The 13,577-nt window shown below is 70.3% G+C and carries 13 protein-coding genes; 8 read left to right on the top strand and 5 right to left on the bottom strand.

Annotated features, from left to right (window positions below; all coding sequences use genetic code 11):
- Positions 1-201 precede the first annotated feature (201 nt).
- The 4 genes from ACIQD6_RS28080 to ACIQD6_RS28065 all read left to right on the top strand — a co-directional run bounded on the left by ACIQD6_RS28080 (position 202) and on the right by ACIQD6_RS28065 (position 3,767).
- The gene (locus ACIQD6_RS28080) at positions 202-858 is read left to right on the top strand and encodes a HEAT repeat domain-containing protein (RefSeq protein WP_401887454.1); all 657 of its coding nucleotides are present in this window, start codon (positions 202-204) and stop codon (positions 856-858) included.
- Positions 859-989: 131 nt separating this feature from the next.
- On the top strand, positions 990-1,598 hold the full coding sequence (locus tag ACIQD6_RS28075) for a TetR/AcrR family transcriptional regulator (protein WP_401887451.1): 609 nt from the start codon (positions 990-992) through the stop codon (positions 1,596-1,598).
- A 44-nt stretch (positions 1,599-1,642) separates the two neighbouring features.
- Complete coding sequence (locus ACIQD6_RS28070) at positions 1,643-2,572, top strand: DMT family transporter (RefSeq protein ID WP_401887530.1); 930 nt, start codon at positions 1,643-1,645, stop codon at positions 2,570-2,572.
- A gap of 118 nt (positions 2,573-2,690) precedes the next feature.
- The gene (locus ACIQD6_RS28065) at positions 2,691-3,767 is read left to right on the top strand and encodes a HEAT repeat domain-containing protein (RefSeq protein WP_401887448.1); all 1,077 of its coding nucleotides are present in this window, start codon (positions 2,691-2,693) and stop codon (positions 3,765-3,767) included.
- Between the two features lie 282 nt (positions 3,768-4,049).
- Here the strand turns inward: ACIQD6_RS28065 and ACIQD6_RS28060 are convergent, their stop codons facing one another.
- Positions 4,050-4,697, bottom strand: coding sequence for a DUF6518 family protein (locus ACIQD6_RS28060; RefSeq protein WP_401887445.1), 648 nt, complete (start codon positions 4,695-4,697; stop codon positions 4,050-4,052).
- Positions 4,698-5,120: 423 nt separating this feature from the next.
- A complete protein-coding gene (locus tag ACIQD6_RS28055; protein ID WP_401887442.1) occupies positions 5,121-5,510 on the bottom strand; it encodes a VOC family protein in 390 nt (129 codons plus the stop codon).
- A gap of 296 nt (positions 5,511-5,806) precedes the next feature.
- On the opposite strand from ACIQD6_RS28055, the gene ACIQD6_RS28050 reads away from it, so the two are divergent.
- The 3 genes from ACIQD6_RS28050 (at position 5,807) to ACIQD6_RS28040 (ending at position 8,342) form a co-directional block, all read left to right on the top strand.
- Entirely contained in the window at positions 5,807-6,412 is a 606-nt protein-coding gene (locus ACIQD6_RS28050) for a PadR family transcriptional regulator (RefSeq protein ID WP_401887439.1), read from the top strand.
- A gap of 267 nt (positions 6,413-6,679) precedes the next feature.
- Positions 6,680-7,231, top strand: coding sequence for a Clp protease N-terminal domain-containing protein (locus ACIQD6_RS28045; protein WP_401887436.1), 552 nt, complete (start codon positions 6,680-6,682; stop codon positions 7,229-7,231).
- Between the two features lie 106 nt (positions 7,232-7,337).
- Positions 7,338-8,342 (top strand): EamA family transporter, encoded by a 1,005-nt coding sequence (locus tag ACIQD6_RS28040; protein ID WP_401887433.1) that lies wholly within the window; start codon positions 7,338-7,340, stop codon positions 8,340-8,342.
- 120 nt (positions 8,343-8,462) lie between these two features.
- Here ACIQD6_RS28040 and ACIQD6_RS28035 read toward each other — a convergent pair whose 3' ends face one another.
- Entirely contained in the window at positions 8,463-9,200 is a 738-nt protein-coding gene (locus ACIQD6_RS28035) for a pyridoxamine 5'-phosphate oxidase family protein (protein WP_401887430.1), read from the bottom strand.
- A gap of 35 nt (positions 9,201-9,235) precedes the next feature.
- On the opposite strand from ACIQD6_RS28035, the gene ACIQD6_RS28030 reads away from it, so the two are divergent.
- A complete protein-coding gene (locus ACIQD6_RS28030; RefSeq protein WP_401887427.1) occupies positions 9,236-10,567 on the top strand; it encodes an aminotransferase class I/II-fold pyridoxal phosphate-dependent enzyme in 1,332 nt (443 codons plus the stop codon).
- Positions 10,568-10,715: 148 nt separating this feature from the next.
- Here the strand turns inward: ACIQD6_RS28030 and ACIQD6_RS28025 are convergent, their stop codons facing one another.
- Entirely contained in the window at positions 10,716-11,222 is a 507-nt protein-coding gene (locus tag ACIQD6_RS28025; RefSeq protein ID WP_401887424.1) for a Rieske (2Fe-2S) protein, read from the bottom strand.
- A gap of 62 nt (positions 11,223-11,284) precedes the next feature.
- The gene (locus ACIQD6_RS28020) at positions 11,285-13,486 is read right to left on the bottom strand and encodes a prolyl oligopeptidase family serine peptidase (protein WP_401887421.1); all 2,202 of its coding nucleotides are present in this window, start codon (positions 13,484-13,486) and stop codon (positions 11,285-11,287) included.
- Positions 13,487-13,577: the final 91 nt, after the last annotated feature.

The raw sequence follows: 13,577 nt of genomic DNA, 5'->3' as shown, positions 1-13,577 counted from the left end.
ACCTGGGGATGAGGTGCCGCTATGCCGAAAGCCAGAGGCGTGGAGCAGGCGACGGATGCGGGCCATCCGGCCATGGGATGCGGGGCACTGCTCGCCGAAGCCGTGTCCGCGCTGCTGACCTCGCGCTCACGTCGGCCGGCGTGGCTCCGCTTGACCTTGACACAGTGACAAGGTCTCCACTGTGTCAAGGAGGTGGTCCTGATGACCATGCCGAAAGAAGACACGAACACGATGCGAGCTCTCCAGGGGCTGGATAGCAGCAACTCTTCGGTCCGGCTGCAGGCGGCGGTGGCAGTCGGCACGACCCCGGATCCGCGGTTCATCGACAAGCTCATCGAACGATGCGCGAAGGAGCCCGAGTTCTACGTGCGCGAAATGCTTACGTGGGCACTCACCCGCCACTCATCATCAATGACGGTGCCAGAGCTCATCGATGAACTCCGCTCGGAGCGTGCCCAGGCACGAAGCCAGGCGTTGCACACGCTGTCCAAGATCGGGGACGGGCAAGCGTGGTCGGCGATCACACGGGCACTTCTGACCGACGCCGACGACGAGGTGGCGCGGAGCGCCTGGCGAGCAGGGGTCGTACTCGTACCCGAAGGTGAAGAACCCGAGTTGGCCGCAGTGTTGGCGACACAGCTCGGGCGCGGCGAGCGGGAGACACAGTTGAGCCTCAGCCGGGCGCTGATGGCGCTCGGTGAGGTGGTCATGCCGACCCTGCGCACCGCGATGACGGATCTCGACCCTCGCGTTCGTCAGCACGCGCTGGCCACGGAACGCCTGTTGCGCGACCCGGATGCCGGATTCGAGTTCGCGATCGAGGAGGCGAAGCGCATCGTGACGACCCTGTTCTCGTAGCGGCCCTGTTCTCGTACGAGACCGACCGGCAATTGGGGATGGGAGAAGGAGCGAGGGTCTGGGCCTTCGTCGGGGCGTGCGCATCCTTCCAGCTTCTAGGTAGACTGACCTACCTAGTGAGAGGGAGTGCGATGAGCGATACCAGCAGTGCGACTCCGCAGCCCGCGAAACGGCGGGGGGTGGCGCGGGAGCGGCTGCTCGCCGCCGCGTCGCGCCGCTTCTACGCGGACGGCGTGGCGGCGACGGGGATCGACGTGATCACCGCCGAGGCGGGCGTGGCGAAGATGAGCCTGTACAACAACTTCTCCTCCAAGGCCGATTTGGTGCTGGCCTACCTCGATGCCCGGCACGGGGAGTGGCTGGAGCTGTACCGGCGTCGGCTGGAGGGAGTCCGGGACGGACGTGGTGGCGTGCTGGCGGTTTTCGATGCCTACGCCGACCACGCGGCGTTCGCCTACGAGCGCGGCTTTCGCGGTTGCGGCCTGCTCAACGCCGCCGCCGAACTGCCCGCCGGGGACGAGGGCCGCACCGTGGTGCGCCGGCACAAGGAGGAGGTCGAGGCCCTGCTCGCCGGACACGTCGGGGAACTGCTGCCCGGCCGGCCCGAGGAGGCCCGCGCGGTGGCCGAGCACCTGGCGTTTCTGTTGGAGGGCGCGATGGCGCGCGCCGGCCTTGAGGGCACGGCCGGGCGTGTGGAGCGTGCGCGGGCGATGGCGTCCGACCTGCTGGAGCGGCTGTGACCGGGCCCGGTGGGCACAAGACCGCGTCGGTGGGCGTGGGGTCGATGTGCGTCCTGGTCGCCTCGGTGCTGTGGGGCACCACGGGCACCGCCGCGACGTTCGCCCCGGCCGTGGGGCCGCTGGCGATCGGGGCCGTCGCCATGGGCCTGGGCGGGCTGCTCCAGGCCCTCATGGCCGCGCCCCGTATCCGGCGGCAGGCGCCCCGGCTGCGCGCGCAGCGCGGCGTGGTGCTGCTGGGCGCCCTGTCGGTGGGCGCCTACCCCCTGGCCTTCTACAGCAGCATGCACCTGGCCGGGGTCGCCGCGGGGACGGTGGTCTCGATCGGCTCCGCCCCGCTGGCCTCTGCGGTGATCGAGCGGCTCGCCGACGGCCGTCGCCTCACCCGCCGTTGGATGACCGGCGCAGCTCTGGGGCTGTCCGGGACGGCACTGCTGTGCGTGGCCGAAGCCGCCGACGCGCACTCCGCCCCCGGGGCCCGGTCTGCCGGGGAGACCGTGCTCGGCCTGGGCCTGGGCTTGGTGGCCGGGCTCACCTACGCCCTGTACTCATGGGCGGCCCACCGCCTGATCAACCGCGGCGCCACCTCCGGCGCCGCCATGGGCACCATATTCGGGATCGGCGCACTGCTGCTGATGCCGGTGCTGCTGGTCACCGGCGCGCCACTGGTGGAGTCGCCGTCGAACGCGGCCGTCGGCGTCTACATGGCGCTGGTTCCCATGTTCCTCGGCTACGTGCTGTTCGGCTGGGGCCTGGCGCACGTCCCGGCGAGCACCGCGACCACCCTCTCCCTCCTGGAGCCCGCCGTAGCGGCCGTCTTGGCGGTCCTGGTCGTCGGCGAACGCCTCCCTGCCCTGGGCTGGGCCGGTATCGCCCTGGTCGTCGGCTGCCTCGCCGTCCTCACCGCACCACCCCGCAGGACGGCGACATCACGGGTGGTGGCCGCCGCCGAATCCGAAAAGGTCTCCACCGGCTGACCGCGCCCGCCTCTGGGCGCCGGTCTGCGGCAGCATCTTTCGGACGGGAACGCAGCACCTTCCGGACGAGAACAGGGCCGTAACCTTCGGCACGACCAGCCAAGAGGGGCGATAGACAGTGTTGATCGGTGATGTGGCACGACGGTCCGGGGTCAGCGCCCGCATGCTCAGGCATTACGAGTCGCTCGGCCTGGTGCGGCCAACGGGTCGTACCGACGCCGGCTATCGGGAGTACTCCAGCGAGGACATCCGGCGCATCCTCCATATCGAGAGCCTGCGGTCGTTGGGGCTGACGCTGCGTGAGGTCGGGCGCGCGCTGGATGATCCCGGCTTCAAGCCCTCGGAACTCGTCGACGACCTCATCCGCCAGACGCGAGAGCGCATTGCGAGTGAGACGGAACTGCTCACGCGACTCCGTCGGATCGGTGCCGCGGAACCCGCCGGCTGGGAGGACGTCCTCCAGATCGTCGCACTCCTCCAGGCGTTGGGGTCAAAGAGCGCTGGAACGCGCCAACGCGCGGCCCTGTCCTCGGTCGAAGAGGTTCCGGGACCAGTGGAAGCCCTGGTCGAGGCGGCGTTGAGCGAGACGGACCCGAATGTCGCCGGAGCCCTGCGATGGGCTTTGGCGCAATTGGGCGATGGTGGATCGGCCCTGCTCGCGGAGGGCCTCGGCTCACCAGCGGCCGAAGTCCGGAAACGGGCCGTCCAGTCCATCGTTGAGATGCCGAACGCTGAGGCGACCGTACTGCTGCGGGACGCTCTCGCGAATCCCGACATCGTGGTCCGCAGGTACGCGGCCCTGGCGCTCGGGGCACGTGGAGTGGCCGACGCGGTCCCGACGCTCATCGACATGGTCGTCGAGGAGACGAACGACGTCGATGCGGCCGATGCACTGAGCGCGCTGGCGAGTGATCCCGCGTTGGCGGATCAGATCGCCACCAGGCTCGTCGACCGCCTCACCCACGGCACCGTTGAATCGTCTGTACGACGACGGCTGACGCAGGCGCTCGCGGATATCCCGGGAACCACAACGTCACGTGCCCTCGCGGATCTGTCACATGACGAAGACCGTGCCGTGGCACTCACCGCCGCATACATTCTCGGGATACGTAACCCGACTGTTCCCAAGGTCGCCCGCAGGCTGTCGCCTCCGTGCTGCGGACCTACGCCCGAGAACCACGGCCCCGCGCACTGAAACGTCCGGTCCGCAGGACACGCTTCGGTTCCCGGCACAACCCCCATTTCCTCGAAGACGGCTGATACGCAAGGTACTTCGCGCACATGGGGGGGGAATCCCGGCGTCCAGCACCCGGCGAACAGCCGTGCTCGACCTGTGCCAGATCGCAGTCGGCGGCTCTCTCTTCAAGGCCGGGACGCTCCTGGGACTGCCACTCAACCCCGCCGGCCACTCATCGGGCCTCCGACAATGCGAAAGCCGTTCATACGTGCGCCCGGACGCGGCCTGACTCGCTCGGCGTCACGCAGAGAAGTACAGGAGAGGAAGCTGGATGGCCGCATAGGCGACGAGGGAGAACGCAGCGGCAGCACTGAGGGCCAGCGCCCGCTCCTTGCGGTTGCGGGCCATCAGCAGCGAGACCAGGAGCACCACAGCCAGGCAGGTCCATGCCTGGGTGGTGTAGTGCAAGACCCAGGCATAGTGGATGCCCTCCATACCGAAAACGCCCGCGAGCGAAGCCAGCCCGATCACACGGCGCCGCGCGGTGTGGCCTCGCCGCCACCAGGAGCCAGCGACACCCAAGAGCGGTCCGGCGACACAAGCCAACGTCAGCCACACCAGGGGATAGGCGAAATCGCCCATGCCACCGCGGCCGAACTCCGCGTAGCCGTAGTACCCGACCACCAGGCCGACCTCGGCCAGCAGGCCGGTCACAGCCACCACGTGCGGGGACGCCCACCTGGCCAGCAGGGCACCGGCGACGAACGCGACGGCAGACCAGACGGCACCTGAATTGGGGATTTGATCCCAGGGAGTGTGGAGCCAGCCCTGGGCGAGATTGGTCAGGACTCCGAGAACGAGCCCCCCGCCCAGTGCCCCTGCCGCCGCGCATGTCCATCCTCGCGCGACTGTGACGAGGGTGGCCGCGGGGAGAGACGTCTCGTTCATAGCGGCGATTATCAGTGCCGGTACTCCATCGCGATAACACCCGCATAGGTTTTGTGGGGACTGTCACGCCAGATATCGAGTGATCATGGCGACCAGCTCCGTCTCCAGCCTCTCGACCTGGATCGGATGCGGGGTTGCCATGAGCTTGCGGTATTCATCTCAACCGTTGGCGCGCCGGCCGGCGCAGATTGGATGCAAAGAAGTTCTTCCGCCCCTTGAACGCGACGAACTTCCGTGCCGGCGCGGCATGCTCGAAGTGCTCATCCCGGAACAGGGTCAGGGATCCGAGATGCCCGACTCCGTCGACGCCCACGAACCGCACTCGGACGTCTGGCGCGTACTCCCAGGCCGATCCCGCCTCTGCAGGCCCGCGCGCGTGCCACCCAAGTTCGAATGGCTGAGCGTATGCACCCCCGCAGTTGGTCAGTCGAGGTAGTTCGCGCGCCCCTCGTCGTCGAGTTCGAAGGCGCCCTCGGGGATGATGCAGAACTCATTGCCCTCAGGGTCCGCCATTACCAGGAACCCTCCGTCGTCGTACTGCTCCAGTCTGAGCCCGCCGAGCGTCTCCACTCGCTGCTGCTCGGCTGCGGGGTTGGGCGAGGTGATGTCGAAGTGCACGCGGTTCTTGCCCGACTTGGGTTCGTTGGTCTGCTGGAAGCCTAGGCCGAGACCGTTCTCTCGCCGTAGCCATACATACGGGCCCGTACGACCCACGACCGGCCTGCCGAGCAACTCGGACCAGAACGCGGCGAGCCGCTCGGGGTCGATGGCATCGACGATGAGGGCATTGACCTGCATAGGGGAGTCCGCCATGCCCTCGATCCTCTCAAGGGTGCAAGGCCGCTCGGCGGCGAGGCTCCGACCAGGCGGAAACAAACTCCGATGACACGAGCTGCCCGGCGGCCAATCTTCAGTGGCATCCGGTGAAGAGGGCATCCGAGGACCAGGTCCTTGGGGCCACAAGCGGATCAGACCAGATCATCTGAGACGGGGACCAGGTCCCTTGAGACAGGACAACAGGAGTGCCGGCTTGAAGGGGCTTGTCGCGCGATGCATTCCGATATATCGTTGACGCATCGCGACAGATCAACGATGAAGGGAGCGTAGGGATGCGTTCACATGGGCATGAGCACGGACCGGGACCCGGTCACTGCGGGCCCGGCCATCCGGGCCGGGGGGACTTCGAGGGGCGGCGCGGGGCCTTCGGCCCGTTCGGCCCGCCCTTCGGAGGTCCGTTCGGCGGTGGCGGCCGGGGGCGCGGCGGTGGCCGGGGGAGGGCGCGGCGCGGTGATGTGCGCGCCTCGATCCTGGCGCTGCTGAAGGACCGGCCGATGCATGGCTACGAGATGATCCAGGAGATCGGCGAGCGCAGCGGCGGGGCCTGGCGCCCCAGCCCCGGGTCGGTGTACCCGACGCTCCAGCTGCTGGAGGACGAGGGGCTGATCGCCAGCCGGAGCGAGGGCGGCAAGAAGCTGTTCACGCTCACCGAGGCCGGGCGTACGGAGGCCGAATCGGGGCCCGACGCTCCGTGGGAAGAGGCCGGGCGAGGAATCGACTGGGACACGATGAACGAGATCCGTCAGGCCGGCTTCGGGCTGATGGAGGCGTTCGGGCAGGTCTGGAAGACCGGCACGCCCGAGCAGCGGCAGAAGGCGCTCGGTGTCATCAACGAATCACGCAAGAAGCTCTATCTGATCCTCGCCGACGAGGACTGACCGAGGACTGACCAAGGACTGACCGAGGTCTGATCCAGGGACTGACTCCAGTCCCGTCACGGGACGGCCCGCCGGTCGTCCCGTGACCGATACGAGGGCCCTGCGGCCGCGACCGCAGGGCCCTCGTGTCGTGTATCCACCGGAGAGGAACGGGGTGATCTCATCCGCAAGGAGGAGAACCCGTCCAGATGTACCCAACTCCGGTGGGACCCCAAGATGCTCCCCGCCGGGGATGCCCGCAGCCGACGAGGCTGATGGGGTGGGAGGGTGCAAAGCCCTTCACCGCGGATGCCGGAACAGATCGCGCCGACGCGTACCGATTCCGTACCCATGCCTACCGGTTCCGCGGGACCCGCCGATGCCGACGCCCGGCTCACCGCGGAGCTGGCCTCGGTTCTTTCGGGCGCGCGCCGCAGGGCGCTGCGCGACAGGGACACCCAGGTCGACACCGCTCATCTGCTGCACTCACTGCTGGAAGCGGATCCCGAGGTGCGTGCCGCGTTCGACGGCGGCCACCAGGTGGCGAGGGTGCTCGGCTACCTCGTACAGCGCAGCATCGGCTACGGGCTGCGCTGGCAGGGGACGGTGGAGGATTCCGGGGCTGTTCCCACGGTGCGGGACCGCGCCGTGCCTGGCTGGTCGCCGCCGGCCGTCATCGCCCTGACAGCGGCGATGGAACGCGCGGCGCGGCGCGGTGACCTGCGGGCCGGAGGCCTCGATCTGCTCGCCGCACTCGCCGCCGACCGGGAGTGCCGGGCAGTCGAGGTGCTCGAACGGGCCGGAGTGGACGCGCGGTCGCTGGCGGGCCGGCTGGCCTGAGCGTCTCGACGGGTGTCACCGGCCTGAGCGCGGGTGTCACCGGCCAGAGCGCCTCGACAGGTGTCACAGGGGTGACGCTCCTGTCGCCAGCTGTCATGATGACGGCATGAACGCGACTCAGGGGAGGAGCGTCGGCTTGGGCCTTGCCCTGGGCTCGGCGTTCGCATTCGGCGGTTCGGGTGTCGCGGCCAAGCCGCTGATCGAAGCGGGGCTCGACCCGCTCCATGTGGTCTGGCTACGGGTCACCGGCGCCGCCGTGGTCATGCTGCCCGTGGCCTGGCGCCACCGCGACCTGCTGCGCCGCAAGCCGGTGCTGCTCGCGGGTTTCGGCCTGCTGGCCGTGGCGGGCGTCCAGGCCTTCTACTTCGCCGCGATCTCCCGTATCCCCGTGGGCGTCGCGCTGCTCATCGAATACCTCGGTCCGGCGCTCGTCCTGCTCTGGGTCCGTTTCGTCCAGCGACGCCCGGTCACCCGCGCGGCCGCGGTCGGGGTGGTCCTCGCGGTGGGCGGTCTCGCCTGCGTGGTCGAGGTCTGGACCGGGCTGCGGTTCGACCCGGTCGGGGTGCTGCTTGCCCTCGGGGCCGCCTTCTGCCAGGTCAGCTACTTCGTCCTGTCCGACCAGGGCAGCGACTCGGCGGACTCCACGCGGGCGGATCCGCTGGGGGTGGTCGCGTACGGGCTGCTCGTCGGGACCGTGGTGCTGACCTTCGTCGCCCGTCCCTGGCGGATGGAATGGTCCGTGCTCGGCGGTGCGGCCGGGATGGGCGGTTCGCAGGTGCCCGCCGCCCTGCTGCTCGGCTGGATCGTGCTGATCGCCACCGTGCTCGCCTATACGACCGGAGTGCTCGCCGTACGCAGGCTCTCCCCACAGGTGGCGGGGGTCGTCGCCTGTCTGGAGGCGGTCGTCGCGACCGTACTGGCCTGGGTGCTGCTGCGGGAGCACCTCTCGGCGCCCCAGATCATCGGGGGTGTGGTCGTACTGATCGGCGCCTTCATCGCCCAGTCGTCGACACCCAAGGCGCCATCGGGGCCGGTGGCGGGCGGTACGGGGGCGGACGATCCGGCGCGGTTGTCCAGCGGGAGCCCCGCAGCTCAGACCGACCGGTCTTAACGGCCTCCGGCGAGGGCGGCGGCGCGGATTCGTGGTCCGCACCCCCGCCGCTCCCGTGGCGCCGCCCCCGCCACTCCCGTGGCGCCGCCCAGTCGGGCAGCCCTCTCTCCGCGGATTGCTTCAGAGCGTCGAGAGATAACCGGGCAGTGTCACGGACGGATCGAGATCGTCGGCCGGGAGCGGAGTGCCGTAGCCGCGTGTGACGGGGACGACTCCGGTCCAGTACGGGAGCGAGGCATCCTCCGGTTCGTCGTCGGGGCCGCCCGTACGGACCTTGGCGGAGACCTCGTCCAGATCGAGACTGAGCACGGCGGTCGCGGCCAGCTCGCGGTCGTTGGCGCGGCGCGAGTCCTCGGAGCGGCCGGGGACCACATGGTCGACGATCGCGTCGAGGGCGGCGCGGCGCTCGTCCGGGTCGGTCACCTGGCGGGCGATGCCATGGACCACCACGGAGCGGTAGTTGATCGAGTGGTGGAACGCGGAGCGCGCCAGCACCAGGCCGTCGACATGGGTGACGGTCAGACAGACGGCGAGGCCAGGGTCTCCCGAGTCCGGGCCCGAGCCCGCGTCCGTGCCGCCCCGGTGTGCCGGCTCCGGCGTGCTCGCCATGCGCAGGGGGCGTGAGCCGGTCGAGCCGTGGACGTACAGCCGCTCGCCCACCCGTGCGAAGAGCGTGGGAAGGACGACCGGAGCGCCGTCGCGGACGAAACCCAGATGGCAGATGTAGGTCTCGTCCAGTATTCCGTGCACCGACTCGTGGTCGTACGAAGCCCGCTCCCGGGCGCGGGTGGGGACGGTGCGTGCGGTCGACCGGTAGGAGGCGGGGGTGGGGGTGTGGGGGGAGGGGGTCTCCGGCATTGCGTTCTCCATTGCACTAGTGCATACTATTCTTTGTGCTAGGAGAGTATCGGATTACGGGTCGGCGTGCGGCGGAGATTTCCGCCGACGTGGAGCGCGCGGTCGGCGCGGGCGCATTGGTGCCGGGGCAACTGCTGCCTCCCATGCGGGAGTTGGCGACGGATCTCGGGGTCAATCCGAATACCGTCGCGGCCGCCTATCGGACCCTGCGTGAGCGCGGGGTCATCGAGACAGCGGGTCGCCGGGGCAGCCGGGTGCGCCCGCGCCCGGCCAGTACGTCGCGCGGGTCGATCCGGGTCGACCCGCCGCCCGGCGTACGGGACGTGTCGGAGGGCAACCCCGATCCGGCCCTGCTGCCTCCACTGCACGACGCTCTCGCGGCCGCCGCGCTCCACAACGCGGAACAGCCGGGGCTGTACGGACAGGACCCCGTCGACCCGGAGTTCGCCCGGCTCGCCCGTGCCGGGCTCGACGCCGACGGAGTGCCCGCCGGGCCGGTCGCCGTGACCTCCGGCTCGCTGGACGCGATCGAACGAGTGCTGGCGGCGCATCTGCGGCCGGGCGACGCGGTCGCCGTCGAGGATCCGGGCTGGGGCAGTCTGCTGGACCTCGTGCCCGCGCTCGGACTGCGGCCCGTACCGGTACGGCTCGACGACGACGGACCGCTCCCCGGTGATCTGGAGAGCGCTCTGCGGTCCGGCGTCCGCGCGGTCGTCGTCACCGACCGCGCGCAGAACCCGACAGGCGCGTCGGTGTCCTCGGCGCGCGCCGGGGAACTGCGCGCTCTCCTCGCGGAACGTCCCGAGGTGCTGCTCATCGAGGACGACCACGGCCATCACATCGTGGATCTGCCGCTGCACCCGCTCGCCGGGGTGACGGACAGTTGGGTGCTCGTACGTTCCACCGCGAAGGCGTACGGACCGGATCTGAGGCTGGCGGTACTGACCGGGGACGCGTTGACCGTGGACCGGGTGACCGGGCGCCAGCGGCTCGGACCCGGGTGGGTCAGCCGGCTTCTTCAGCGCGCCGTCGTACGGCTCTGGACCTCGGGAGCCGTGGACGTGTCAGAGGTGGCGCGGGCCTACGGGGAGCGTCGCGACGCCCTCGTACAGGCGCTGGCGGACCGGGGCGTCGAGGCGCACGGACGCAGTGGGATGAATGTCTGGGTGCCGGTGGCCGACGAGACCGGGGCGGTGGCGCGGCTGTTGCACGCCGGCTGGGCGGTCGCCCCCGGGGCGCGCTTCCGGATGACGGCCCCTCAGGGAGTGCGGCTCACGGTGTCGGCGCTGACGGAGGACGACATCGAGGCGGTCGCCGACGCGGTGGCAGCGGCGGCGGGCCCGGCGCCCGCGCGCAGTTACGGCTGACGGGCCGCACACGTGACCCCCGGCCGCCGTCCGGCAGCCGGGGGTCACGTACGTCAACGTAAGGAAGCGCGGGCGGTCGACGGCTGACAGACTTCACCCGCTGCCGACGAAAAGTGAAGTCTGTCAGCTGTCGGCCGCCCGCGCCCTGTTACGCGAGAGTGATCGAGTCGCCCGAGACTTTGATGGCGGTGGCGGGCAGCGGCTTGGTCGCCGGCCCGGTCTGCACACTGCCGTCCGTCGCGCTGAACTTGCTTCCGTGGCACGGGCAGTTGATCACCCCGTCGCTTATGCCCTTCACCGCGCACCCCGCGTGGGTGCACTTGGACGAGAACGCCTTGAACTCGCCCGCCGTGGGCTGCGTGATCACCACACCCTGGTCGGCGAAGACCTTGCCACCGCCCTCCGGGATGTCGGTGGTCTTCGCGATGGCGGCGCCCGCGCCGGCCGCGCTGTCACCACCGGTGGATCCGTCGCCGGTGGAACCGGTCGAACCAGTGGAACCGGTGTCCGCGGAGCCGCCGTTCGCGGCGTCCGGCTCCGACCCGGAGTCCGAGCCGCCGCACGCGGTGAGCGCCGCGCCCAGCCCCACGGCTCCTGCCGCGGCGACCACGGTCCTGCGTGCCACGATCCGTGCGGTCCCCTGCGTACCCGTCATGCCCAGCTCCGTCCCATCATCCCAACTTTGTCCCCGGTCGGCCCCTCGATCGACCGGGTTCATCAGAAGGTACGGGGAGAGGCGCCGGGATGTTCAGGTCCCAAGAGTTTTTTAAGAAAGTCCAGTTCGAGGAGGAGAAGGCTGTCGGCCGTCCCCTCCCGGGCGACGAGGTGTCCCGTTGCCGGCAGCGGCAGTACGGTGTGCGGCCGGCCCGCGGCGAGCAGCGCCGCCGACAGGCGCAGTGTGTGGGCCGGGACCACGTTGTCGTCCGCGAGCCCATGGACGAGCATCAGCGGCCGGGACAGCTGATGGGCGTACGGGGTCAGCGAACTGCGCTCGTACTGGTCGGGCTGGACGTCCGGATGCCCGAGATACCGCTCCTCCCAGTACGTGTCGTAGAGCCGCCGGTCGGTCGGCGGGGCCCCCGCGATCGCCGCGTGGAACACATCGGGACGGTGCAGCACGGCGCCCGCCGCCAGATAGCCGCTGAACGACCAGCCCCGGATGGCCACCCGTTGCAGGTCCAGGGCGTCGTACCGCGCGGCCGCCGCGTGCAGCGCGTCGATCTGGTCGTCCAGAACGGGCCCCAGCCGGTCGCCGACGATGGCACGCTGCCACTCCACCCCGCGTCCGGGGGTGCCGCGCCCGTCCGTGACCAGGACGGCGAAGCCCTGCTCGGCGAACCACTGGCGCACCACGGTGTGCCACGCGCGTGCCGCGGTCACGACCTGCATGCCCGGGCCCGCGTACGGACTGAGCAGCACGGGCAGCTTGCCCGAACCCGGCTCGTACCAGGACGGCAGATGCAGCTGACTGCGCAACTCCCGTTCGCCCAGGCTGAGATCGACCGGTCGGGGGGTGATCAGCGGCTCCTCGGTGAGGACCGCGATCCGGCCGGACGGTGTGCCGTCGCGTACCACTGTGACCGTGTGTCCGGCCGCGGTCCGGCTGTCCAGTACGAGTGTGTCGCCCCCGGCGGCGGCCGTGTGCAGTCCCGGCTCGTCCGTCAGCCGGACGAAGCCGCTCCGAGGACCGTCCGCCGGTGTGAACGACCAGACATGGGTCTCGGTCGGCTCCTCGCTCGCGGTGAAGAAGACCCGCTCGCCGACCGTCCCCAGCACTTCACGGACATGCAGTCCGGCCGGGGCGAAGGTGTTCCCGATCCGGATCGTGCGGACGTCGTCGCGTACCCAGGACGTCACCGGCGTACCCGAGGCGGTGTGCAGCGGTGTGCCGGGCCGGCACTCCACCCAGGCCTTGTCGGTCGTCACGGACAGCGGCTCGAAGCCACCGGTCGCCGGGTCGACCGCGAGGATCCACATCGTGCGCTGGTCGCGTGTCTGGACGGAGACGACCGGGCCGACGCTCTCCCAGCCGGCGGTCACGACGTACTCGAAGGCGGGATCGTTCCAGTCGCCGCGCGGGGCGTGCTCCTCGGATGCGGAGTGGGGCAGTTGGACGGGAGTGTGCGTGCCCTCGACCGTGACGAGACGCAGCGAGGTCTCCGCGTTGGGTGTGCCGGCCGCCGGGTAGGGGACCGACCGGGGCGGCCGGTCGGGGTTCGACGGGTCCCCGATGTACCAGCGCCGCACCATCGATGTGTCGATACGCGCCACCAGGAGCGCGTCGCTGTACGGCGACCACCAGTAGCCGCGTGACCTGCCGATGGACTCGGCGGCGGTGTGGTCGGCCAGCCCGTAGGTCACGTCCGGGGTCTCCGGTGAGGCGAGCGGCCGGTCCTCGGCCTTCTCGCCTTTCTCGGCCTTTTCCGCCGTGTCCGCCGTGTCCGTGCCGCCGGTCCGTACGACGCGCAGCGCGCCGTCGGTGACATACGCGACCCATGTGCCGTCGGGGGAGAGCCGCGGGTCGACCGCCGGCCCCGCCGTGCCGATCCGCCGGGGAGCGCCGCCGTCCGTACGTACCACCCACAGCGTCCCGCCCAGCGCGAACACCGCGAGCCGAGCCTCCCGGTCGGTGGCGTACGCGACCACTCCGGCCCCGTTTGTCCCGGCCCGCGCCCGGCGGACCTTCTCGGCGGCCGGGATCTCGTCTGTTCTGGCGGCCGGCGGCAGCGTCCGCGGGTCGGCGAGGATCCGTTCCGTACCGTTCTCGTACAACCACAGCAGACCGTGGGGATCGCCGCCGGAAACGGACCGTACGAACAGCACGCGTTCGCCGTCGGGGGAGACGGTGAACTGGCGTGGCACGCCGAGCGAGAAGCGCCGGGTACGGGCGAACTGGCGGGGAAACACACTGTTTCGCATGGACTCCATGGCTTCCTTGGCTTCCTTCTGTTCGGGATGGAGCGAGGCCCGTCGGGCGGGCTTCGGTGTGGGCGTGGTGGTTCTCGCCGGG

This window comes from Streptomyces sp. NPDC088400 (assembly GCF_044753355.1).
Classification (GTDB): Bacteria; Actinomycetota; Actinomycetes; order Streptomycetales; family Streptomycetaceae; genus Streptomyces.
This window is presented reverse-complemented; position numbering and strand designations above follow the sequence as displayed.

What these genes read in the sequence shown, in the direction of transcription:
- ACIQD6_RS28080 (WP_401887454.1), top strand. Translation starts at nt 202, where the DNA reads ATGACCATGCCGAAAGAAGACACGAACACGATGCGAGCTCTCCAGGGG.
- ACIQD6_RS28075 (WP_401887451.1), top strand. Translation starts at nt 990, where the DNA reads ATGAGCGATACCAGCAGTGCGACTCCGCAGCCCGCGAAACGGCGGGGG.
- ACIQD6_RS28070 (WP_401887530.1), top strand. Translation starts at nt 1,643, where the DNA reads ATGTGCGTCCTGGTCGCCTCGGTGCTGTGGGGCACCACGGGCACCGCC.
- ACIQD6_RS28060 (WP_401887445.1), bottom strand. Translation starts at nt 4,697, where the DNA reads ATGAACGAGACGTCTCTCCCCGCGGCCACCCTCGTCACAGTCGCGCGA.
- ACIQD6_RS28055 (WP_401887442.1), bottom strand. Translation starts at nt 5,510, where the DNA reads ATGGCGGACTCCCCTATGCAGGTCAATGCCCTCATCGTCGATGCCATC.
- ACIQD6_RS28050 (WP_401887439.1), top strand. Translation starts at nt 5,807, where the DNA reads ATGCGTTCACATGGGCATGAGCACGGACCGGGACCCGGTCACTGCGGG.
- ACIQD6_RS28040 (WP_401887433.1), top strand. Translation starts at nt 7,338, where the DNA reads ATGAACGCGACTCAGGGGAGGAGCGTCGGCTTGGGCCTTGCCCTGGGC.
- ACIQD6_RS28035 (WP_401887430.1), bottom strand. Translation starts at nt 9,200, where the DNA reads ATGCCGGAGACCCCCTCCCCCCACACCCCCACCCCCGCCTCCTACCGG.
- ACIQD6_RS28025 (WP_401887424.1), bottom strand. Translation starts at nt 11,222, where the DNA reads ATGACGGGTACGCAGGGGACCGCACGGATCGTGGCACGCAGGACCGTG.
- ACIQD6_RS28020 (WP_401887421.1), bottom strand. Translation starts at nt 13,486, where the DNA reads ATGCGAAACAGTGTGTTTCCCCGCCAGTTCGCCCGTACCCGGCGCTTC.